Source organism: Vibrio sp. 10N.239.312.C11 (genome assembly GCF_041466065.1).
GTDB lineage: Bacteria > Pseudomonadota > Gammaproteobacteria > Enterobacterales > Vibrionaceae > Vibrio > Vibrio tasmaniensis_A.
In genome coordinates this window covers 121,361-142,613 of the sequence record NZ_JBFSRZ010000002.1, presented here as the reverse complement: position 1 = coordinate 142,613, position 21,253 = coordinate 121,361, and the positions used below count along the sequence as shown (strand labels likewise).

Sequence of the window (21,253 nt, the reverse complement as noted above, 5' to 3'; positions counted from 1 at the left end):
GTTTTATGTGGTGTTGGAGTAGATGCGGGTGAACGAGATGAGAGATTCGAAGGGCGTTCAAGTATTCGTCATCCTCAAGAGGGAGGAACGACCGAGTTGGGGATCTAGCTTTTGATAACTAAGTAACGCTCAACGAATTGAAGCCGCTTATAGACCGACATAAACGGCACTTCAACCACCTCGTAACCAAGCTCTTGGTAGACTGTTACTAAAGCGCGGTGAATCTCTAATGCCTCTTCAAACGGGTAAGGCCTCACATCATCCTGTACGTAAATCGATGCCTCAGGGCGACAGAACAGCACTTGGGGGTGATAACCTTGGCTCGCTTCTCGGTAGGTTGTGTTTATCTCTAGTTTCGCCTGAGCCAAATAGCCACAAATGTCTGGAATGGCGCGATCAAGAAAAGCAATTTGGTGCTGCTTCGCTTGCTCTTTCTGCTCATTCATCACTCCTAAGCATAGCTGAGAAAATCCAGGAAGGTTTAACCAAGGTAAGATACCGTTCTCAAGTTGGCTCTGCTGTTCTATCAACTGGCGAGAGGATTCAGCGAAGGTTGGGTAACCCATGTCACCCAAGGCGTTAATCAGCGTTGTTTTTCCGGCTCCGGGACCGCCAGTAATAATGATAGGCTGCATGGTGTTGTTTCTATGTAGCGCTACTTCTGGTTCAGTTGAGCTAAGAACTTATCCGACTCTGCTATCGCCGCATTCATCTGTTCTATCGCGTAGGCGATGTCTTTTTCTAAGCTCATAAACTCTCCCTGCAATGAACCAACGGCACTCGCATTGAGGTTGTGCTTGAGATAAAGCGTGTTGTCGCGAAGAGTGTTGAGTACCGGATCCATTTTCTTCTCAGCTCTTTTCATCGCTGACAGCATGGTTTGGTAAGACGATTTGGTTTCACGCAGCTTTTTCTCACTTGAACGACGCAGTGAATCGCTGGTGTAAAGGTCCAACTCTCCCTGCCATTCTGCAAATAGCGCATCCGACACATCTTCAATCGCAGCAATGCGGTCACTGACATTTTGTGCGGCTTTTTCACTGTCTTGGTATTTATCATTAATCTTGTTGTACATGTCTTCAAGGTCGCCGCCACTAAAATTAGTCAGGCTACTCAAAGCTTCAAGTGCGCTAGTAAACTCTTCCTGAGCGTCCTGTTGCGACTCTTTAGCGTCTTCCACTCTATCAACCATAATGTCACGCTTGTGGTAACCCACTTGCTCCATTGCGGAGTAATAAGCTGATTGGCATCCAGTAAGAGTAAAAATAGAGAGGACTATAACTATTAAATAAGGCATCCTAGTTTCCTATAGTTAGATAATATCAATCGTAGTAAATAACTGTTCAACCTAGCTTGTTAAAATGCTCGATAACGGCGTTAGAATTTTTGATTGTAGAATGACTACTTATCGAAACTATTCTTTGCCGAGAAGGGCTTCCTTGTTCTCAAGCCTTTTTCCTACGCTATTTTCGAACATTTACTTACTGTGATTAATATAACGGAATATTAATTAGGACTATGAACGAGTTACCAGGGAGTTACAAGTTGAAGATAAAAAAGGCAGCTACAGGAAGCATCCAGTTTTCCCGCTATCTTCTTACGCGGATGACGCACGATAGAGTTAATGTGAATGCAGGGTACTTGGCGTACATTACTTTGCTCTCGATCGTACCGATGTTGACGGTTTTGCTCTCTATTTTGTCGTCATTTTCAGTTTTTGCTGATGTTGGTTTAGTGATTCAAAACTTCGTTATTACCAACTTTGTTCCCGCTTCCGGGGATGCGGTGCATGGTGCTTTACTGGAGTTTGTTGCCAATACCGGCAAGATGACGGCGGTGGGTAGTGTGTTCTTATTCATTGCCGCTCTGATGCTGATCTCCAATATTGATAAAAACCTAAACTACATCTGGCGAGTAACGGAAAAGCGACGTGCTGTGTTGTCTTTTTCGATGTATTGGATGGTGCTAACTCTTGGGCCTATTTTGATCGGAGCGAGCATTGCTGCAACCTCGTATGTGACATCATTAAACTTGTTACAAAACGAAGTTGTGTCGAGTGCTTTTAATACCGTGATTCGCAAGCTCCCTTTGATTACCTCATTCTTTGCGTTTTTCGGTCTGTATCTGTTGGTTCCCAACAAAAAGATACACTTTTCTCATGCGGCAGCTGGCTCTCTAGTGGCGGCTCTGTTGTTCGAACTCAGCAAGAAAGGCTTTGCAGCTTACATTACTCAGTTTCCGTCTTACCAGTTGATTTATGGCGCATTAGCGGCGATTCCCATTCTTTTTGTTTGGGTCTATTTGTGCTGGTTGATTGTGTTAGTGGGTGCTGAAGTGACGGCCGCGTTGGGCGAGCAGGAACAGTGGAGTGACTCTCAAGAAATGGTACACTCGTCGGATAAAGACAAAATTACAGAGCAAGGAAACAACAGTGATAGCACTGATCCAGAGAGTAAGTGAAGCTGCCGTCCGTGTTGATGGCGAAGTAGTGGGTGAGATTGAGCAAGGCTTATTAGTTCTGTTAGGTGTAGAAAAAGGTGATGATGAAGCCAAAGCCAAACGTTTGATGGAACGAGTGACTACTTATCGTGTCTTTGGAGATGAAGACGATAAAATGAATCTCAACGTGAAGCAGGTGGAAGGCAAAGTACTCGTGGTGTCTCAATTCACACTGCCAGCTGATACCAAGAAAGGCACGCGAGCTGGATTTTCTCGCGGTGCTCACCCAGAAGATGCAGAGCGTCTTTACAACTACTTCTCTGACCAATGTGAATCAGTGTTGCCAACGGAACGTGGCCGATTCGCAGCCGACATGAAAGTGTCTTTGGTTAATGATGGCCCAGTGACATTCTGGCTGCAGGTTTAGGCTTAAAGGAATAAGCATGTTTAAACTCATAACCCCGACCACCGAAAATCAACTGAACAAGTATTACCATTTTCGTTGGCAAATGCTCCGTGAACCTTGGCGAATGCCGGTCGGTTCAGAGCGCGATGAATATGACCCAATGAGTCACCATCGCATGATTGTTGATGGTCGAGGTCGCCCGATGGCGATTGGTCGTCTCTATATCACCCCAGATCTAGAGGGGCAGATTCGCTATATGGCGGTGAAGAACTCTCGCCAAAGCAAAGGCATGGGCTCACTTATCTTGGTTGCGCTAGAGTCACTGGCACGCCAAGAAGGAGCGAAGCGTTTGGTGTGTAATGCACGTGAAGATGCGATCTCATTCTATGAGAAGAATGAGTTTGAGCGTCGTGGTGAGATTAACGACCAACGTGGGCCTGTGCGTCACCAACAGATGGTAAAACCTCTTGATCCAATGGCTGATGTACTGCGCAAACCAGAATGGTGTAATGAGCTTCAACAGCGCTGGGAGCATCAGATCCCGATCAGTGACAAGATGGGCATCAAGATTAACCAATACACGGGGTATCAGTTCGAGTGTAGCGCTCAGTTGAATCCAAACCTTAACCCTCATAACACCATGTTTGCTGGCTCAGCCTTTACTTTGGCGACCTTAACCGGTTGGGGTATGACTTGGTTACTAATGAAGGAGCGTGGGTTGACTGGTGATATCGTACTAGCAGATAGTAATATTCGTTACCGTCATCCAGTTGAGCAAAACCCAGTGGCATCCACGTCATTGGATGGGATCAGTGGCGATTTAGATCGCCTCGCGTCAGGCAGAAAAGCTCGTATCATCATTCACGTGACCATTAACAGTGGCGACGTGGAGGCGGTTGAGTTTACGGGAACCTATATGCTGATCCCTGACTACAAAAAGAGATTATCAACGGACTCCAACGTAAGCGTATAGCTGACAATGGCTAGCAGATAAAGATACAGATAGAAGGCGCTACTCTTGTGGAGTGGCGCTTTTTTGTTGGCAGTCGTTAATCTCGGAATACTCAGCTTGGGTGAGCTTTCCTGATATTTGGTGGCATGGGTCGGATAGTGAAATAGAGAGAGTGTGTTGCTCTGCCTTTAGCAAGTCGAGCTCCCCAGACATTTCGCCATTTAACGTTTGAATCCTTTGTTCGCCTTGCTCTGCTGCCGATGCACCAATAATGTGCGCTGGTTCGAGTGTGAAGCGTCCACGGTCAAAATTCGCATTGAGCTCTGGGATTTCAAATACGTTATCAGTCGATGTTTCAGAAAGCTTGTCATTAAAGGTCATCACACCTTGACGAACGCTACCAGTGAGTTGACCTGTTGTGGAATAGCCGAGCATTAATGAATCGCCGTATAAACCTGCAGCTTGAAGTTCAAACTCGCCATAACCGGTTGCGTCGAGCGGTAGTTCAAGTTGCTGTAATATGGGAGCTATCGGTAATCCATCGGCAGAAATATCTATGCTCCATGGCTTGCTGATTTGGTTAAAATCGAGTGTCGCATTGGCTTCAACATAGCCATGCTTTAGTGGCATAAACAGGCGTGTCAGCGTCCATTTTCCTTGCTCGCTATTCATCTCAACCACTGGTTGAGCGCTAATAATGTTTTGGTAGCTGGCATCATTCGCGCTGGCCATCAGCTTTCCTTGCCACAGACCTAGCTTTCTATCTTGTAGAAGTTGAACTTGATACCCCTCGATATGTAATCCTGAGACCTGCCAGTAAGGCTTTTGTGCGAGTTGGATAAGTTGGCTGCGTTCTATGTTAATTCGGCTAATTTCGACATTCTGGAGCTGCGTGAGCCAAGGTATCAAGCGAGTGGCGGGTAGAGGGCTATCTTGGCTTTCCGTAATCCACTTTATACCTTGCAGGTCGAGCTGTGCTAATAGAATGCTGTTAGGGGTTACTTTGCCATTAAGTTGAACAGTGCCCTGTAGGAATTGAGTATAGAAGTCTTCAATCAGAATCTGTTTCGGATCTAAATTGAGCTTGATACTTGGCTCTATGAACATGTCTTCATCAATGGTCACTCCCTCTGCTTGCAGAGAGAAAATGGCTCTCTGTTGCTTCCACAGCTCAAAAGGCAGTTGGATATTTTCTAGTGAGGCATCAAAAGCTGCGAGGTGGCCGTCTTGCCACTCTACATCGCTACGCAGAATATCTAAGCTATTGATGTGATTGATCTGAATACCTGTCACATCCCACTCTTTGCTTAGTAGGCTTTGGGTCTGTTTCTGATTGAGTCGTAAGCCATCGACGGTCACATTCACCAACGACCAATCTTGCTGATACTGCTCTGCTTGACCAGAAATTTTGGCACCACGCCAGTCAAACGAAGCGCCATACAGGGTGCTATCACTTGGTTTAAGATCTAGGTCAATCAACAGGTTATCGAACGCTTCGCCTTGCCAATACAGCTGTGAGGCAGAAAGTTGGGTTTTTCCATAAGGTAGAAGTGAGTTGTCGTTGTTCCACGTTGGGTCGGAGATCTGAAGATCGATGCCTCGCGCGTTAAAATCTGGGGTTGAAAAGTCGAGATTGTTGATGGCCAGCTGGTGGATCTTAATGCTTGGCTGGGTAAATAAAGAGGCGAGCGTTTCTAGGTCGTCGGCTTCTAACTGCAGTCCGCTGATCAATACAGAGTCCAAAACCAGCTTAGTTTCAAGAATAGAGTCTGAGCTGAACCAAAGGTCAACCTTGTCGATATACAGCGGTGTTTGTTTTTCAGGTTGGCTTTGGGTAATGCCCATTAAGGTGATGTGATAAGGCGCCTGGTACTCAACATCTTCAATGAGCACAGGTTGTTCAATCGCATGTTTGATAAAAAAGTTAGTAACATCCGCACGGTATTGGGTTTGCAGGCTTAATAGCAATGCTGCGATAGTTGCAACGGCGATAGCCAACGCAATGCCGAACACCATGAATACCTTTTTCATTCCCTGAAAGCCTTAAATTTCAATCGTCTCAAAACAGAGTGGAACAAAAAGGGTCAAGCATCAACAAAAAAGCCCCTCAAAAGAGGGGCTTGCTACAAAAATATCACTTTAAATTGGGCGTTCGCTTTTAGCTTGGCCCGAGCAGATGTTGGGTTAGTCCAGTTGAGGGCCAGCCGCAACCAGTGACTTACCTTCAGCGTTGTCTGTGTACTTATCAAAGTTGTTGATGAAACGCTCTGCTAGATCTTTCGCTTTGCTTTCCCATTGTAGAGGGTCAGTGTACGTGTCACGTGGGTCAAGAATCGCTGGGTCAACATCGTGCAACGCTAGTGGTACTTCTAGGTTAAACATAGGGATAACCTTAGTCTCAGCTTGGTCGATTGAGCCATCTAGGATAGCGTCGATGATGCCACGAGTATCTTGGATTGAGATACGTTTGCCAGTGCCATTCCAACCAGTGTTCACAAGGTAAGCTTCAGCGCCAGCTGCTTCCATACGCTTCACAAGTACTTCAGCGTACTGAGTTGGATGAAGAGTTAGGAATGCCGCCCCAAATGCCGCAGAGAACGTTGGTGTTGGTTCAGTAATACCACGCTCTGTACCTGCTAGTTTCGCAGTGAAGCCAGATAGGAAGTGGTACTTCGTTTGCTCTGGAGTCAGTTTAGAAACAGGTGGTAACACACCAAATGCATCAGCAGTCAGGAAGATAACCTTTTGAGCGTGACCGGCTTTTGATACTGGCTTAACGATGTTGTCGATATGGTGAATCGGGTAAGAAACACGAGTGTTCTCGGTTTTTGAGCCGTCATCAAAATCGATAGAACCATCGCCACGAACCGTTACGTTTTCTAGTAGCGCATCGCGACGGATAGCATTGTAGATTTCAGGTTCTGCTTCTTTAGATAGGCGAATGGTCTTGGCGTAACAACCACCTTCGAAGTTGAAGATACCATCGTCATCCCAACCGTGCTCATCATCACCGATTAGCTCACGTTTAGGGTCGGTTGATAGGGTTGTTTTACCGGTACCTGATAGGCCGAAGAAAATCGCTACATCGCCTTCTTCACCGACGTTAGCACTACAGTGCATTGAAGCAATGCCTTGCAGAGGAAGTAGGTAGTTCATCATTGCGAACATGCCTTTCTTCATCTCACCGCCGTACCAAGTACCGCCGATGATTTGAACGCGCTCTGTTAGGTTGAAAGCAACGAAGTTTTCAGAGTTTAAACCCTGCTTTTCCCAGTTAGGGTTAGTTGTTTTAGCACCGTTCATTACCACGAAATCAGGTTCGAACGTTGCTAGCTCTTCGTCTGTTGGACGAATGAACATGTTCTTAACGAAGTGCGCTTGCCATGCTACTTCAGTGATAATACGTACACTTAAGCGCGTATCAGGGTTAGCACCACAGTAACCGTCAATGACAAACAGGCGCTTGCCAGATAGCTGAGTTGTCACAAGCTCTTTAAGCTCATCCCATACTTCAGTTGTAATCGGTTTGTTGTCGTTTTTGCCTTGATCTGACCACCACATGGTATCGCGCGTGGTGTCATCTTTAACAATGTACTTATCTTTTGGTGAGCGGCCAGTAAAGATACCAGTGTCAACCGCAACAGAGCCTAGTTCCGTTACTACGCCTTTTTCGTAGCCTTCCAAACCTGGCAGTGTCTCTTCAACGAATAACTGCTCGTAGCTAGGGTTACGAAGAACTTCAGTAACGCCAGTCAGTCCGTGCTTAGTTAGATCAATTTGTGCAGCCTTAGTATGTTCCATAACGGTCATAGGTGCTCCTTGTAGGATATTTTGTAGGGATTTTGTATTAATTTTTTATTGTTATCTGCTCACCATGCTAGCAACGAGGCTCGGGGGAAACAGGGATATAGCTCAAAAAATATCCATATTAACCATGGGGTTTTAAGCGCCTCATCACATATTGGCCTGACTAGTCTATCCTGTACGCAAACCTTTGCGCTAGAGGAGAGAACATTATTAATTGATTAAAATTAAGAGGTGATTTTATTACGAGATGTTACGGAGTTTGCGATATTTTGATCACAAAAAAGGCCAGCGTAGTGCTGACCTTTTTGGGGTAAATTACGTGTTTTTGGTACGCCGTAAATTAATGAACCGTATTGCTGCCTTTATCTGCTGCTTCTGCATACAGAGCATCAACATCATTCTTGTCGAACGAGTAGTTTGTGCCACAGTAATCGCAGTGTAGAGCAACGCTGCCTTCAGTGCTAAGAATGTCGTAGATCTCTTCTTGAGCGACAGTAATGATAGCGGCACCGCTTCGGTCACGTGAACAACCACAGAAGAATTCAACCGGTTGTGGTGTGAACAGTTGTACTTTCTCTTGGTTGTACAAACGGTAAAGCAGTTCGTTTGCTTCTAGAGTGAATAGCTCTTCATTTTTAACTGTGTCAGTTAGCTGCTCTAGGTGCTCGAAGTCGTCTGGCGTACCAGTGCCGTCTGGCATCACTTGTAGCAACATACCAGCAGCGTGTGCTTTACCTTCATGCTCGCCCGTGCGCAACCATAGACGTGTCTTTAGCTGTTCAGAGTTTGCGAAGTAACCTTCAAGGACTTCAGCTAAAGTGTCACCTTCAAGACCAACGATACCTTGGTAACGCTCACCTTTTTTAGGATCGATAGTGATCACTAGGTGACCTTTACCTATTAGATCGTGCAGGCCAGCGTCGTCGGCAATGTCACCATCAAAGCGAGCAACGCCACGGATCTTCTGATCGTTATCGCCATTGATAACAGCTAGAGATACAGGGCCATCACCTTGCAGTTGCATGGTGATAGAGCCTTCAAACTTTAGAGTCGCTGTTAGTAGCGTCGTTGAAACCAGTAGCTCACCCAACAGCTTTTGTACTGGCGCTGGGTATTCCTTGCTAGAAATAATCTGTTGGTATGCTTCGTCCATCTGTACCAATTCACCACGAACTGATAGGTCTTCAAATAGGTAGCGATTTAAAACATTACTTGTAGACATTGGGTTGGCCATTTGGCTATTCCTTCTAGCTTATTGAGTCTTGAACTTGATGATGTCACGACGTTGCTTTTTATCTGGGCGACGTTCTGGTGCTGGGCTATGAGCGTTCAGTTTACGTTGTGTTGCAAACTCTTCTCTCTTTGCCAAGCTCTCGGTGGTTTCTTCATAGAGGGTTTGAGCTATAGGAGCTCCACCACGATGGGCCGAGATTTTCTCGATTGTCACCGTCTTTTCTTCATTACCTTGGCGCAGGGTAATCACTGCTCCAAGTTCGACAATTTTACTTGGCTTGCTGCGCTGACCATTATAGTGGACTTTGCCACCATCGACCATATTGCGAGCAATAGACCGGGTTTTGTAAAAACGAGCTGCCCACAACCATTTATCGAGTCTGACAGCTTCATTAGTAGTTTTCATATAGGGCTGTGCCTTATTAAGTGAGAAATGAATGCGGTTTAACTGTAATGAACAGTGCGCAACATGCTTTTAATTACATTAAGTAGAAGCTTAAAGTGGAGGCGGTTGGCATTTTTTTCAAGTCATAATACAAAATAGCCATGTAATGCCGCTTTATAGATTTGCTATGATATAGTTCAGGATCTTATGCTTAAATAAGCTTGGTATCGAACGAATGAATAAAAAAGCTGAAAGTTTAATGATTTGCAGCATTTGTCGTCATGAAAAGGGGCAAGGAAAGTGAACTTTTTAGAGCTCAAGAATCGCGCAGGTAATTCTCCTGTGTTGAGCCGCTTATTAGAAAATGGATTTGTACTTCAGCAGAAACTAAGCCTAGCGATGTGTTGTATGTTGATTGCAGCTTCCGCATGGATTTTAGGGCAGCTTGCATGGTTTATTGAACCTGCTGAGCAAGCCGTCGTGCCTTGGAAAGCAACAGCTTCATCGTCTTCTACTCCTCAATCGACCCTTGATATCTCTTCTTTGCAGCGGAGCAACCTTTTTGGTGCCTATAACCCAACCACGCCTGTTGTGGTTGAGCAGCAAGTTATCCAAGATGCACCAAAGACACGATTAAATCTAGTTTTGGTAGGTGCAGTCGCCAGTTCTAATTCAAAGCGGAGCTTAGCGGTGATCGCCAATCGCGGTACGCAGGCAACATACGGAATTAATGAAGAGATAGAAGGCACTAGAGCTAAGCTTAAAGCCGTATTAGTCGATCGTGTGATTATTGATAACTCAGGTCGAGACGAAACCTTGATGCTTGAAGGTATTGAGTACAAGCGTTTAGCTGTCTCAGCCCCTGCGCCACCTCGCGCTTCTTCTTCGGTTCGTGGTAATAACCCTGCTTCAGCAGAGCAAAAGCTAGATGAAATTAAAGCGAAGATAATGAAAGATCCGCAACAAATCTTCCAATATGTTCGACTGTCCCAGGTCAAGCGCGACGATAAAGTGATTGGTTATCGAGTGAGTCCAGGCAAAGATTCAGAACTTTTTAACTCAGTAGGGCTCCAAAACGGAGATATCGCGACTCAGTTAAATGGGCAAGACCTGACAGACCCCGCTGCTATGGGCAACATATTCCGTTCTATCTCAGAGCTGACAGAGCTAAATCTCGTCGTCGAGAGAGATGGTCAACAACATGAAGTGTTTATTGAATTTTAAAACTTTGCGTCTAACGAAGGACGAAAGTGTAGGAGAAGTACGTGAAGCATTGGTTTAAGAAAAGTGCATGGTTATTGGCAGGAAGCTTAATCTGCACACCCGCCGCCATCGCGAGTGATTTTAGTGCCAGCTTTAAAGGCACTGATATTCAAGAGTTTATTAATATTGTTGGTCGTAATCTAGAGAAGACGATCATCGTCGACCCTTCGGTGCGCGGAAAAATCGATGTACGCAGCTACGACGTACTCAATGAAGAGCAATATTACAGCTTCTTCTTAAACGTATTAGAAGTGTACGGCTATGCAGTCGTTGAAATGGACTCGGGTGTTCTTAAGATCATCAAAGCGAAAGATTCTAAAACCTCGGCAATCCCAGTTGTTGGCGACCGTGATTCGATCACAGGCGACAGCGTTGTGACACGTGTTGTGACGGTTCGTAATGTCTCGGTTCGTGAGCTATCTCCTCTGCTTCGTCAACTGAATGACAACGCGGGCGCGGGCAACGTGGTGCACTACGATCCTGCAAATATCATCTTGATTACCGGCCGTGCGGCGGTTGTAAAACGTTTAGCAGAGATCATCAAGCGTGTAGACCAAGCGGGTGATAAAGAGATTGAGGTCGTTGAACTAAAGAATGCTTCCGCCGCGGAGATGGTGCGTATAGTCGATGCACTAAGTAAAACCACAGATGCTAAAAACACCCCTGCCTTCCTGCAGCCTAAATTAGTTGCCGATGAGCGTACCAATGCAATTCTTATCTCAGGCGACCCTAAAGTACGCAGTCGTTTAAGAAAGTTGATTGAACAGCTTGATGTTGAAATGGCGACTAAGGGTAACAACCAAGTTATCTACCTTAAATACGCAAAAGCGGAAGACTTAGTCGATGTGCTGAAAGGCGTGTCTGACAACCTGCAATCAGAGAAACAAACATCAACCAAAGGCAGTTCATCGCAGCGCAACCAAGTGATGATTTCGGCTCACAGCGATACTAACTCGTTGGTGATTACCGCACAGCCAGACATCATGAACGCGCTGCAAGACGTGATCGCTCAACTCGATATCCGTCGTGCTCAAGTGTTGATTGAAGCCTTAATTGTTGAAATGGCAGAAGGTGACGGCGTTAACCTGGGTGTGCAGTGGGGCAACCTAGAAACGGGTGCCATGATTCAGTACAGCAATACCGGTGCATCGATTGGCGGTGTGATGGTGGGTCTAGAAGAAGCAAAAGACTCGACAACAACTAAAGCGGTTTACGATAAGGATAATAATTTCCTACGTAATGAAACCACGACAGAAAAGGGTGACTATTCAACGTTAGCATCTGCTCTTTCTGGCGTTAATGGTGCTGCAATGAGTGTGGTTATGGGCGACTGGACAGCGTTGATCAGTGCGGTAGCAACCGATTCAAACTCAAACATTCTGTCTTCTCCAAGTATCACGGTGATGGATAACGGCGAAGCGTCGTTTATCGTTGGTGAAGAGGTGCCTGTTCTAACGGGTTCGACCGCCGGTTCAAGTAACGATAACCCATTCCAAACGGTTGAACGTAAAGAAGTGGGTATTAAGCTAAAAGTCGTACCGCAAATCAATGAAGGTGACTCGGTTCAACTGCAAATAGAACAAGAAGTGTCGAACGTATTAGGGGCAAACGGGGCCGTAGATGTTCGTTTTGCTAAGCGTCAGCTAAATACGTCAGTGATTGTTCAAGATGGTCAAATGCTGGTGTTGGGTGGCTTGATTGACGAGCGCGCACTGGAGAGTGAGTCTAAGGTCCCATTCTTGGGGGATATTCCTGTTCTTGGACATCTGTTCAAATCAACCAGTACTCAGGTTGAGAAAAAGAACCTAATGGTATTCATCAAGCCAACCATTATTCGTGATGGCATGACGGCAGATGGTATCACACAACGCAAATACAACTTTATCCGTGCTGAGCAACTGTATAAGGCAGAGCAAGGCTTGAAACTGATGGATAACGATAATATTCCAGTACTTCCTAAGTTTGGCGATAGCATGAATCATCCTGCTGAAATCCAAGCCTTCATCGATCAAATGGAAGCAGAATAATGGCTGAATTGGTAGGGGCGGCACGTACTTATCAGCGCTTGCCGTTTAGCTTTGCGAATCGCTACAAGATGGTGTTGGAATATCAGCACCCGGAGCGCGCGCCAGTACTTTATTATGTTGAACCTCTGAAATCGGCGGCGATCATTGAAGTGAGCCGTGTTGTGAAAAATGGCTTCACGCCACAAGCGATCAGCGCAGACGAATTTGATAAAAAACTGACGGACGCGTATCAGCGTGACTCGTCGGAAGCTCGACAGTTAATGGAAGATATTGGTGCCGACAATGACGACTTTTTCTCGTTAGCGGAAGAGTTGCCACAAGACGAAGACTTGCTTGAATCAGAAGACGACGCACCGATCATCAAGTTAATTAATGCGATGTTGGGTGAGGCGATTAAAGAAGGCGCTTCGGATATTCATATCGAAACCTTCGAAAAGTCACTGTCGATCCGTTTCCGTATTGATGGTGTGCTGCGTGATGTGTTAGCACCAAGCCGTAAGTTGGCTCCGCTGTTGGTTTCGCGTGTCAAGGTTATGGCTAAGCTGGATATCGCGGAAAAACGCGTGCCACAAGACGGTCGTATTTCTCTACGTATCGGTGGCCGAGCGGTTGATGTGCGTGTGTCTACCATGCCTTCTTCACACGGTGAACGTGTAGTAATGCGTCTGTTGGACAAAAACGCCACTCGCCTAGATCTACACAGTTTGGGTATGACGGCAGAGAACCACGAGAACTTTCGTAAACTTATTCAGCGTCCACACGGTATTATCTTGGTTACCGGTCCTACGGGTTCGGGTAAATCAACGACCTTGTACGCTGGCCTGCAAGAACTCAACAGTAACGAACGCAACATCCTTACCGTTGAAGACCCAATCGAATTTGATATTGATGGTATTGGTCAAACACAGGTAAACCCTAAGGTTGATATGACTTTTGCGCGCGGCTTACGTGCGATTCTTCGTCAAGATCCCGATGTGGTAATGATTGGTGAGATCCGTGATTTAGAGACTGCTGAGATCGCTGTTCAAGCCTCTTTGACGGGTCACTTAGTCATGTCGACTCTTCACACCAATACGGCAATCGGTGCGATCACGCGTCTGCGTGATATGGGCATTGAACCTTTCTTGATCTCTTCTTCTCTGCTGGGTGTTTTGGCTCAGCGCTTGGTTCGTACTCTGTGTAACGACTGTAAAGAACCTTACGAAGCAGATAAAGAACAGAAAAAGCTGTTTGGTATGAAGAAGAAAGAGAGCCTCACACTTTACCATGCAAAAGGTTGTGAAGAGTGTGGCCATAAAGGTTATCGAGGTCGTACCGGTATTCATGAGCTACTGATGATTGACGATTCGGTACAAGAGCTGATTCACAGTGAAGCTGGAGAACAGGCAATTGAGAAAGCGATTCGTGGCACAACCCCAAGTATTCGAGATGATGGCTTGAGCAAAGTTCTGAAAGGGGTAACGTCCTTAGAAGAAGTGATGCGAGTGACTAAGGAAGTCTAGTATGGCGGCATTTGAATACAAAGCGCTGGATGCCAAAGGTAAGAGCAAAAAGGGTTCGATTGAAGCGGATAATGCTCGTCAGGCTCGCCAACGTTTAAAAGAACAAGGTTTAATGCCGGTTGAGATGACCGAAGCTAAGGCGAAAAATGCGAAAGGTACTCAGCCTTCGACCAGCTTTAAGCGTGGTATCAGTACGCCAGATCTTGCGTTGATTACTCGTCAAATATCCACGCTCGTTCAATCAGGCATGCCGCTAGAAGAGTGCTTGAAAGCGGTCGCTGAGCAGTCTGAAAAGCCACGTATTCGAACTATGTTATTGGCAGTCCGATCTAAAGTGACAGAAGGTTACTCGCTAGCGGATAGCTTGTCTGATTATCCACACATCTTCGATGAACTGTTTAGGGCCATGGTTGCGGCGGGTGAGAAGTCTGGTCACTTAGATGCGGTATTGGAGCGACTGGCCGATTACGCAGAAAATCGTCAGAAGATGCGCTCTAAGCTGCTACAAGCGATGATCTACCCTGTGGTGCTGGTGGTGTTTGCGGTGACGATTGTTTCGTTCCTGTTGGCAACCGTGGTACCTAAGATCGTCGAGCCTATTATCCAAATGGGCCAAGAGCTTCCTCAGTCGACACAATTTTTATTGGCATCGAGTGAATTTATCCAGAATTGGGGCATCCAATTACTGTTGTTGATCATTGGTGTGATTGTGTTGATTAAGACCGCGCTCAAAAAGCCGGGTGTTCGCATGAGCTGGGATCGCAAACTATTGAGTATTCCGCTGATCGGCAAGATTGCGAAAGGGATCAATACCTCTCGTTTTGCACGAACACTCTCAATTTGTACCTCGAGTGCGATTCCAATCCTTGAAGGGATGAAGGTCGCGGTTGATGTGATGTCGAATCAACATGTGAAACAACAAGTATTACAGGCTTCAGACAGTGTTAGAGAAGGCGCAAGCCTACGTAAAGCGTTGGATCAAACCAAACTCTTTCCACCGATGATGCTGCATATGATTGCCAGTGGTGAGCAGAGTGGTCAGTTGGAACAGATGCTGACAAGAGCGGCAGACAACCAAGACCAAAGCTTTGAGTCGACGGTCAATATCGCGTTAGGCATTTTCACCCCAGCGCTTATCGCGTTGATGGCCGGTTTGGTGCTGTTTATCGTGATGGCGACACTGATGCCGATGCTTGAAATGAACAATTTAATGAGTGGATAACGTACTGCTCATCAGACGTTAGTTTTTGGATTATCGAGAAGAAGGGCATTATTACCTTCAACTCGCTATCTGTAATTTGGAGAAAATAATGAAAAATAAAATGAAAAAACAGTCAGGCTTTACTCTATTGGAAGTGATGGTTGTTGTGGTTATTCTTGGTGTTTTAGCTAGCTTTGTTGTTCCTAACCTTTTGGGTAACAAAGAGAAGGCGGATCAACAGAAAGCCATCACGGATATCGTGGCGCTAGAGAACGCGCTAGATATGTACAAACTGGATAACAGTGTTTACCCAACAACGGATCAAGGCCTTGATGGATTGGTTTCTAAGCCAAACAGTCCAGAGCCTCGTAACTACCGTGACGGTGGCTACATTAAGCGTCTGCCTAACGACCCATGGGGCAATGAGTATCAATACCTAAGCCCAGGTGATAACGGTACTATCGATATCTTTACGCTTGGTGCTGACGGCCAAGAAGGCGGTGAAGGTATCGCTGCGGATATCGGTAACTGGAACATGCAAGATTTCCAATAAGCTTCGGTTTATTGTCGCTTGATAAGTTCCTGTTGGTGAACAGTTCGTGTTAGTTGATACGTTATTGATGGTAGGACGTAAACAGATGGAGTCTACAAGGTGAAAACTCAGCAAACACAGCCAGGTTTCACCTTGATTGAGATTCTTTTGGTGTTGGTATTACTGTCAGTAACGGCGGTCGCGGTGATCGCGACTATTCCGACCAATAGCAAAGATGTCGCAAAAAAATACGCTCAAAGCTTCTATCAACGAGTTCAATTACTCAATGAAGAGGCTATTTTGAGTGGCTTGGATTTTGGCGTTCGTGTCGATGAAAAGAAATCGACTTACGTTCTGATGGCTCTTAAGTCAGAAGGTTGGCAAGAAGTCGAATTTGAAAAAATCCCCTCTTCAACTGAATTACCGGAAGAACTCGCGTTGTCACTGACTTTAGGTGGTGGCGCATGGGAAGACGATGATCGTTTGTTCAATCCCGGAAGCTTGTTTGATGAAGATATGTTTGCGGATCTTGAAGAGGAAAAAAAGCCCAAGCCACCTCAGATATACATCTTGTCGAGTGCTGAAATGACGCCATTTGTATTATCGTTTTATCCAAATACCGGAGACACCATACAAGATGGTTGGCGTATTCGGGTGTTGGATAATGGTGTGATTCGACTGCTAGAGCCGGGAGAAGAAGATGAAGAGGAATAACCGTTCTCGTTCTCGTGGTATGCCTCTTGGTTCTCGAGGAATGACTCTTAGTTCTCGAGGAATGACTCTGCTTGAAGTATTAGTTGCGCTCGCTATCTTCGCTACGGCGGCGATCAGTGTGATTCGTGCTGTCACCCAACACATTAATACCCTCAGTTATTTAGAAGAAAAAACCTTCGCGGCGATGGTTGTTGATAACCAGATGGCCTTAGTCATGCTGCATCCTGAGAAGCTTAAAAAAGCGCAGGGCACGCAAGAGTTAGCGGGAAGAGAGTGGTTCTGGAAGGTGACTCCCATCGATACCAGCGATAATTTATTAAAGGCGTTTGATGTGAGTGCAGCAACCAGTAAGAAAGCTTCTCCAGTGGTCACGGTGCGCAGTTATGTGGTCAATTAAAAGCGTGTCGTTAGCTAAGAGCAAGTCGCCAAGCGAGAGCATGTCCGCCAATAAGCGAGAGCCTCGTAAACAAGGTCTATCTTCAAAAGGGAGAGGCTTTACTTTAATCGAAGTTTTGGTCTCGATTGCCATCTTTTCCACGTTAAGCATGGCGGCTTATCAGGTGGTAAATCAGGTCCAACGAAGCAACGAACTCTCTATTGAGCGCAGTGCTCGTTTAAATCAACTGCAACGCAGTTTAGTCATTTTAGATAATGATTTTCGCCAGATGGCGGTACGACAATTTCGTACCAATGGTGAAGAAGCATCATCTAAGCTGATCCTAATGAAAGAGTATTTACTGGATTCCGACAGTGTTGGCATCATGTTTACTCGCCTTGGTTGGCACAACCCACAGCAGCAGTTCCCTCGCGGAGAAGTCACCAAAGTAGGCTACCGCATAAAAGAGGAAACGCTTGAGCGTGTATGGTGGCGTTACCCCGATACACCTGCCGGCCAACAAGGTGTGATTACTCCTCTGCTTGATGATGTTGAGAACCTGGAGTTCGAGTTTTATGACGGAAGCCGCTGGGGCAAAGAGTGGCAAACCGATAAATCACTGCCTAAAGCGGTGAGACTTAAGCTGACACTGAAAGATTACGGTGAGATAGAACGTGTTTATCTCACACCAAGTGGCGCCTTAGATCAGGTCGATGATTCTTCAAACAGTGACTCTTCAGGCAGTAATGAGGGGAATAATGATTCATCAAACTAATAAGCCTGCACTGACAAGGTCTGCTGTGGGGCGTAAACAGCGTGGTGTCGCGCTGATCATTATTCTGATGCTTTTGGCGATCATGGCAACCATAGCTGGCAGTATGTCGGAGCGTCTGTTTACGCAATTCAAGCGCGTTGGCAATCAACTGAATTACCAACAGGCTTACTGGTATAGCATTGGTGTAGAAGCGCTTGTCCAAGACGGTATTAGGCAAAGTTATAAAGATAGTGATACGGTTAACTTAAGCCAGCCATGGGCGTTAGAAGAGCAGGTATACCCATTGGATTATGGCCAAGTTAAAGGGCGTATCGTTGATGCGCAGGCTTGTTTCAATCTTAATGCGCTCGCTGGGATTACGACGACATCAAGTAACCAAACCCCTTATTTAGTGAAGGTTTGGCAAACCTTACTGGAAAACCAAGATGTGGAGCCTTATCAGGCTGAGGTTATCGCAAATTCAAGTTGGGAATTTCTGGACTCTGATACTCGAGCCACCTCTTCTACGGGTGTAGAAGACAGCACTTATGAGGCGATGAAGCCAGCTTATTTGGCGGCGAATGGCTTAATAGCGGATGAATCGGAGCTGCGAGCCGTTTATCAGGTCTCTGGTGAGGCAATGGAAAAGGTACATCCATTTATTTGTGCTTTGCCCACTGATGATTTCCGATTAAACGTGAATACCATCTCGGAAAAGCAGGCATCTTTACTGGAAGCAATGTTTGCACCCGGTCTAAGTGAATCGGACGCCAAACAGCTGATAGACAAGCGCCCATTTGATGGCTGGGATTCGGTGGATGCGTTTATGGCTGAGCCTGCTATTGTTGGTGTGAGTGCTGAAATCAGCAAACAAGCGAAAGCATATTTAACTGTAGATAGCGCCTATTTTGAGCTAGATGCAGAGGTATTAGTTGAGCAGTCTCGTGTACGTATACGAACGCTTTTCTATAGTAGTAATAGAGAAACAGTGACGGTAGTACGCCGTCGTTTTGGAGGAATCCGTGAGCGAGTTTCTGACCGTTCGACTGAGTAGCGAGCCACAAAGCCCAGTGCAGTGGTTGGTTTGGTCGACAAGCCAACAAGAAGTGATAGCAAGTGGTGAGCTGTCTAGCTGGGATCAGCTTGATGAGTTAACGCCTTACGCTGAAAAGCGTAGCTGTATCGCTTTATTGCCGGGAAATGAGTGCTTAATTAAGCGTGTTGAAATTCCGAAAGGTGCTGCTCGCCAGTTCGACTCTATGCTGCCATTTTTGTTAGAAGACGAAGTGGCACAAGATATCGAAGACTTACATCTAACCATTTTAGATAAAGACGCAACGCACGCTACTGTGTGTGGTGTAGATCGCGAATGGTTAAAACAAGCTTTAGACCAGTTTCGCAAAGCCAATATTATTTTCCGTAAGGTGCTACCAGATACACTAGCCGTGCCTGTTGAAGATCAAGGCATCAGTGCATTGCAAATCGACCAGCATTGGCTATTACGTCAAGGTCACTCTCAACGTCAAGGTAACTATCAAGCCGTATCGATCAGCGAAGCATGGTTACCGATGTTTTTGCAAAGTGATTGGGTTGTGGCTGACGACGAAGAGCAACCTACGACTATCTTCAGCTATACCGCAATGCCGAGCGACGATGTACAACAGCAAAGCGGTATGGAATGGCAAGCAAAGCCTGCGGAATTAGTGATGTCTTTGCTGAGTCAACAAGCGATCACAAGCGGCGTAAATTTACTGACGGGCACCTTTAAAACCAAATCTTCTTTCAGTAAATATTGGCGTGTATGGCAGAAGGTGGCGATTGCTGCTTGCTTGCTGGTGGCCGTGATTGTGACTCAACAAGTGTTGAAGGTGCAGCAATACGAAGCACAGGCACAAGCCTATCGCATGGAGAGTGAGCGTATCTTTAGAGCCGTTCTGCCAGGCAAACAACGAATTCCGACAGTAAGCTACCTTAAGCGTCAGATGAATGACGAAGCTAAGAAATACGGTGGCTCAGGCGATGGTGACTCCTTACTTGGTTGGTTAGCATTGCTGCCAGAAACGTTAGGACAAGTGAAATCGATCGAAGTCGAAAGCATTCGCTATGATGGCAATCGTTCTGAAGTTCGATTACAAGCTAAAAGCGCTGATTTTCAACATTTTGAAACGGCGAAAGTGAAACTTGAAGAGAAGTTTTCCGTTGAACAAGGGCCATTGAACCGTAATGGCGATGCCGTATTTGGCAGTTTTACCCTTAAGCCCCGTCAGTAACTGCGCAAGGAGATCTGTGATGAGAAATATAATTGAACCACTCCAAGCGTGGTGGACTTCAATAAGTCAAAGAGAGCAACGATTAGTCGTTGGTTGCTCAATTTTATTGGTAGTAGGTATCATTTATTGGGGGCTAATACAGCCCCTCAGTCAGCGAGCTGAACTGGCACAGAGTCGCATTCAAAGTGAAAAGCAACTACTGGCTTGGGTTACCAATAAAGCCAATGAGGTGGTTGAACTAAGAGGCAATGGTGGCATTAGTGCTAGTCAGCCTCTGAATCAATCCGTGCCTGCATCTATGCGTCGTTTCAAGATTGAATTGATACGAGTGCAACCACGTGGCGAGATGCTGCAAGTGTGGATTAAACCTTTGCCATTTAATCAATTTGTTGATTGGCTGACATACCTGAAAGAAAAGCAGGGTGTTGAGGTTGAGTTTATGGATATTGATCGCTCTGATAGCCTTGGGGTTATTGACGTCAACCGACTACAGTTTAAATGAGGTTAATGTGAAACGCGGTTTATCTTTTAAGTATGGTTTGTTATTTAGCAGCATCTTTATCGTTTTTTTCTCGGTAAGTTTGTTGCTGAACTTGCCGGCTTCTTTTGTTCTTAAACATGCGCCCGTTGTACGTGGTTTAAGCATTGAAGGTGTTGAGGGTACGGTTTGGCAAGGTCGCGCTAACAATATTGCGTGGCAGCGTGTCAATTACGGCTCAGTGCAGTGGGACTTCCAGTTCTCTAAGCTATTCCAAGCCAAAGCAGAACTTGCGGTTCGCTTTGGACGTAACAGCGACATGAACTTATCTGGTAAAGGGCTTGTCGGGTATAGCATGAGCGGTGCTTACGCGGAAAACTTAGTGGCATCAATGCCTGCTAGTAACGTGATGAAGTATGCGCCTACTATCCCAGTGCCAGTGTCTATTGCAGGACAAGTTGAACTGACTATCAAACATGCGGTTCATGCTCAACCTTGGTGTCAATCTGGCGAAGGTACCGTGGCTTGGTCGGGCGCTGCGGTTGATTCTCCGGTTGGCTCGTTAGATTTTGGCCCTGTGATTGCTGACATCAGTTGTGAAAACAGCACTGTTTCAGCGAAAGGTAATCAGAAGAGTGCTCAAGTTGATAGTGAGTTTTCTGCGAGCGTAACGCCAAATCAAAGCTACACCTCGGCCGCATGGTTTAAGCCGGGCGCTGAATTCCCACCTGCGATGCAGAGTCAGCTTAAGTGGTTGGGCAACCCTGACAGCCAAGGTAAGTACCAGTTTACCTACCAAGGTCGTTTTTAATCCGGTATCTACTTCTGAACTAGCATCCGTTGGTTATCAAATAACGAGATATAAAAAATGGGCACCTCAATGAGGTGCCCATTTTGTTTGAATGCCTAACTGC

The 21,253-nt window shown here is 45.9% G+C and carries 21 protein-coding genes; 15 read left to right on the top strand and 6 right to left on the bottom strand.

Annotated features, from left to right (window positions below; genetic code table 11):
- Window positions 1–104: 104 nt before the first annotated feature.
- Window positions 105–635: an AAA family ATPase gene (locus tag AB6D07_RS01740; protein ID WP_017102444.1), complete on the bottom strand. Its 531-nt coding sequence runs from the start codon at window positions 633–635 to the stop codon at window positions 105–107.
- 20 nt (window positions 636–655) lie between these two features.
- Complete coding sequence (locus tag AB6D07_RS01735; RefSeq protein ID WP_017099256.1) at window positions 656–1,297, bottom strand: DUF2959 domain-containing protein; 642 nt, start codon at window positions 1,295–1,297, stop codon at window positions 656–658.
- Window positions 1,298–1,518: 221 nt separating this feature from the next.
- Here AB6D07_RS01735 and AB6D07_RS01730 point away from each other — a divergent pair, with 221 nt between their 5' ends.
- The 3 genes from AB6D07_RS01730 to AB6D07_RS01720 are packed head-to-tail and all read left to right on the top strand — an operon-like array spanning window position 1,519 to window position 3,818.
- Window positions 1,519–2,460, top strand: a complete 942-nt coding sequence (locus tag AB6D07_RS01730; RefSeq protein WP_012603002.1) for a virulence factor BrkB family protein — start codon at window positions 1,519–1,521, stop codon at window positions 2,458–2,460.
- Window positions 2,432–2,866, top strand: coding sequence for a D-aminoacyl-tRNA deacylase (gene dtd, locus AB6D07_RS01725; protein ID WP_004735590.1), 435 nt, complete (start codon window positions 2,432–2,434; stop codon window positions 2,864–2,866). The genes AB6D07_RS01730 and dtd overlap by 29 nt, the downstream gene beginning before the upstream one ends.
- A 16-nt stretch (window positions 2,867–2,882) precedes the next feature.
- Window positions 2,883–3,818 (top strand): bifunctional GNAT family N-acetyltransferase/hotdog fold thioesterase, encoded by a 936-nt coding sequence (locus AB6D07_RS01720; protein ID WP_009848032.1) that lies wholly within the window; start codon window positions 2,883–2,885, stop codon window positions 3,816–3,818.
- A gap of 39 nt (window positions 3,819–3,857) precedes the next feature.
- On the opposite strand, the gene AB6D07_RS01715 is transcribed toward AB6D07_RS01720, so the two are convergent.
- The 4 genes from AB6D07_RS01715 to hslR form a co-directional block, all read right to left on the bottom strand.
- A complete protein-coding gene (locus tag AB6D07_RS01715) occupies window positions 3,858–5,828 on the bottom strand; it encodes an AsmA family protein (protein ID WP_029222825.1) in 1,971 nt (656 codons plus the stop codon).
- Between the two features lie 153 nt (window positions 5,829–5,981).
- A complete protein-coding gene (gene pckA / locus AB6D07_RS01710) occupies window positions 5,982–7,607 on the bottom strand; it encodes a phosphoenolpyruvate carboxykinase (ATP) (RefSeq protein ID WP_009848030.1) in 1,626 nt (541 codons plus the stop codon).
- A 337-nt stretch (window positions 7,608–7,944) separates the two neighbouring features.
- Window positions 7,945–8,838 carry an Hsp33 family molecular chaperone HslO gene (hslO, locus tag AB6D07_RS01705; protein ID WP_009848029.1) on the bottom strand — a complete coding sequence of 298 codons (894 nt, stop codon included), beginning with the start codon at window positions 8,836–8,838 and terminating at the stop codon, window positions 7,945–7,947.
- An 18-nt stretch (window positions 8,839–8,856) separates the two neighbouring features.
- Window positions 8,857–9,243, bottom strand: a complete 387-nt coding sequence (gene hslR, locus AB6D07_RS01700; protein WP_012603005.1) for a ribosome-associated heat shock protein Hsp15 — start codon at window positions 9,241–9,243, stop codon at window positions 8,857–8,859.
- A 279-nt stretch (window positions 9,244–9,522) separates the two neighbouring features.
- Here hslR and gspC point away from each other — a divergent pair, with 279 nt between their 5' ends.
- The 12 genes from gspC (at window position 9,523) to AB6D07_RS01640 (ending at window position 21,150) form a co-directional block, all read left to right on the top strand.
- Window positions 9,523–10,446 (top strand): type II secretion system protein GspC, encoded by a 924-nt coding sequence (gspC, locus tag AB6D07_RS01695; RefSeq protein ID WP_017102443.1) that lies wholly within the window; start codon window positions 9,523–9,525, stop codon window positions 10,444–10,446.
- Between the two features lie 41 nt (window positions 10,447–10,487).
- On the top strand, window positions 10,488–12,512 hold the full coding sequence (gene gspD / locus AB6D07_RS01690; RefSeq protein ID WP_372140697.1) for a type II secretion system secretin GspD: 2,025 nt from the start codon (window positions 10,488–10,490) through the stop codon (window positions 12,510–12,512).
- A complete protein-coding gene (gene gspE, locus AB6D07_RS01685; RefSeq protein ID WP_009848025.1) occupies window positions 12,512–14,014 on the top strand; it encodes a type II secretion system ATPase GspE in 1,503 nt (500 codons plus the stop codon). The genes gspD and gspE overlap by 1 nt, the downstream gene beginning before the upstream one ends.
- 1 nt (window position 14,015) lies before the next feature.
- Window positions 14,016–15,236: a type II secretion system inner membrane protein GspF gene (gspF, locus tag AB6D07_RS01680; protein WP_009848024.1), complete on the top strand. Its 1,221-nt coding sequence runs from the start codon at window positions 14,016–14,018 to the stop codon at window positions 15,234–15,236.
- A gap of 88 nt (window positions 15,237–15,324) precedes the next feature.
- The gene (gene gspG / locus AB6D07_RS01675) at window positions 15,325–15,768 is read left to right on the top strand and encodes a type II secretion system major pseudopilin GspG (RefSeq protein ID WP_017102442.1); all 444 of its coding nucleotides are present in this window, start codon (window positions 15,325–15,327) and stop codon (window positions 15,766–15,768) included.
- Between the two features lie 99 nt (window positions 15,769–15,867).
- Entirely contained in the window at window positions 15,868–16,461 is a 594-nt protein-coding gene (gspH, locus tag AB6D07_RS01670; protein ID WP_017099561.1) for a type II secretion system minor pseudopilin GspH, read from the top strand.
- Entirely contained in the window at window positions 16,448–16,858 is a 411-nt protein-coding gene (gspI, locus tag AB6D07_RS01665) for a type II secretion system minor pseudopilin GspI (RefSeq protein ID WP_017102441.1), read from the top strand. The genes gspH and gspI overlap by 14 nt, the downstream gene beginning before the upstream one ends.
- Window positions 16,845–17,612, top strand: coding sequence for a type II secretion system minor pseudopilin GspJ (gspJ, locus tag AB6D07_RS01660; RefSeq protein WP_017099559.1), 768 nt, complete (start codon window positions 16,845–16,847; stop codon window positions 17,610–17,612). Before gspI ends, gspJ begins: the two co-directional genes overlap by 14 nt.
- Complete coding sequence (gene gspK, locus AB6D07_RS01655; RefSeq protein WP_012603008.1) at window positions 17,596–18,645, top strand: type II secretion system minor pseudopilin GspK; 1,050 nt, start codon at window positions 17,596–17,598, stop codon at window positions 18,643–18,645. Before gspJ ends, gspK begins: the two co-directional genes overlap by 17 nt.
- On the top strand, window positions 18,614–19,861 hold the full coding sequence (gspL, locus tag AB6D07_RS01650; RefSeq protein WP_017099266.1) for a type II secretion system protein GspL: 1,248 nt from the start codon (window positions 18,614–18,616) through the stop codon (window positions 19,859–19,861). The genes gspK and gspL overlap by 32 nt, the downstream gene beginning before the upstream one ends.
- A 19-nt stretch (window positions 19,862–19,880) precedes the next feature.
- Window positions 19,881–20,363 (top strand): type II secretion system protein M, encoded by a 483-nt coding sequence (locus AB6D07_RS01645; protein ID WP_009848017.1) that lies wholly within the window; start codon window positions 19,881–19,883, stop codon window positions 20,361–20,363.
- 7 nt (window positions 20,364–20,370) lie between these two features.
- Window positions 20,371–21,150 (top strand): type II secretion system protein N, encoded by a 780-nt coding sequence (locus AB6D07_RS01640; protein ID WP_017102440.1) that lies wholly within the window; start codon window positions 20,371–20,373, stop codon window positions 21,148–21,150.
- The last annotated feature ends 103 nt before the right edge of the window (window positions 21,151–21,253 follow it).

Coding starts and splice junctions, on each gene's coding strand:
- AB6D07_RS01740 (WP_017102444.1), bottom strand. CDS start 635: ATGCAGCCTATCATTATTACTGGCGGTCCCGGAGCCGGAAAAACAACG.
- AB6D07_RS01735 (WP_017099256.1), bottom strand. CDS start 1,297: ATGCCTTATTTAATAGTTATAGTCCTCTCTATTTTTACTCTTACTGGA.
- AB6D07_RS01730 (WP_012603002.1), top strand. CDS start 1,519: ATGAACGAGTTACCAGGGAGTTACAAGTTGAAGATAAAAAAGGCAGCT.
- AB6D07_RS01720 (WP_009848032.1), top strand. CDS start 2,883: ATGTTTAAACTCATAACCCCGACCACCGAAAATCAACTGAACAAGTAT.
- AB6D07_RS01715 (WP_029222825.1), bottom strand. CDS start 5,828: ATGAAAAAGGTATTCATGGTGTTCGGCATTGCGTTGGCTATCGCCGTT.
- pckA (WP_009848030.1), bottom strand. CDS start 7,607: ATGACCGTTATGGAACATACTAAGGCTGCACAAATTGATCTAACTAAG.
- hslO (WP_009848029.1), bottom strand. CDS start 8,838: ATGGCCAACCCAATGTCTACAAGTAATGTTTTAAATCGCTACCTATTT.
- hslR (WP_012603005.1), bottom strand. CDS start 9,243: ATGAAAACTACTAATGAAGCTGTCAGACTCGATAAATGGTTGTGGGCA.
- gspE (WP_009848025.1), top strand. CDS start 12,512: ATGGCTGAATTGGTAGGGGCGGCACGTACTTATCAGCGCTTGCCGTTT.
- gspF (WP_009848024.1), top strand. CDS start 14,016: ATGGCGGCATTTGAATACAAAGCGCTGGATGCCAAAGGTAAGAGCAAA.
- gspG (WP_017102442.1), top strand. CDS start 15,325: ATGAAAAATAAAATGAAAAAACAGTCAGGCTTTACTCTATTGGAAGTG.
- gspI (WP_017102441.1), top strand. CDS start 16,448: ATGAAGAGGAATAACCGTTCTCGTTCTCGTGGTATGCCTCTTGGTTCT.
- gspJ (WP_017099559.1), top strand. CDS start 16,845: ATGTGGTCAATTAAAAGCGTGTCGTTAGCTAAGAGCAAGTCGCCAAGC.
- gspK (WP_012603008.1), top strand. CDS start 17,596: ATGATTCATCAAACTAATAAGCCTGCACTGACAAGGTCTGCTGTGGGG.
- AB6D07_RS01645 (WP_009848017.1), top strand. CDS start 19,881: ATGAGAAATATAATTGAACCACTCCAAGCGTGGTGGACTTCAATAAGT.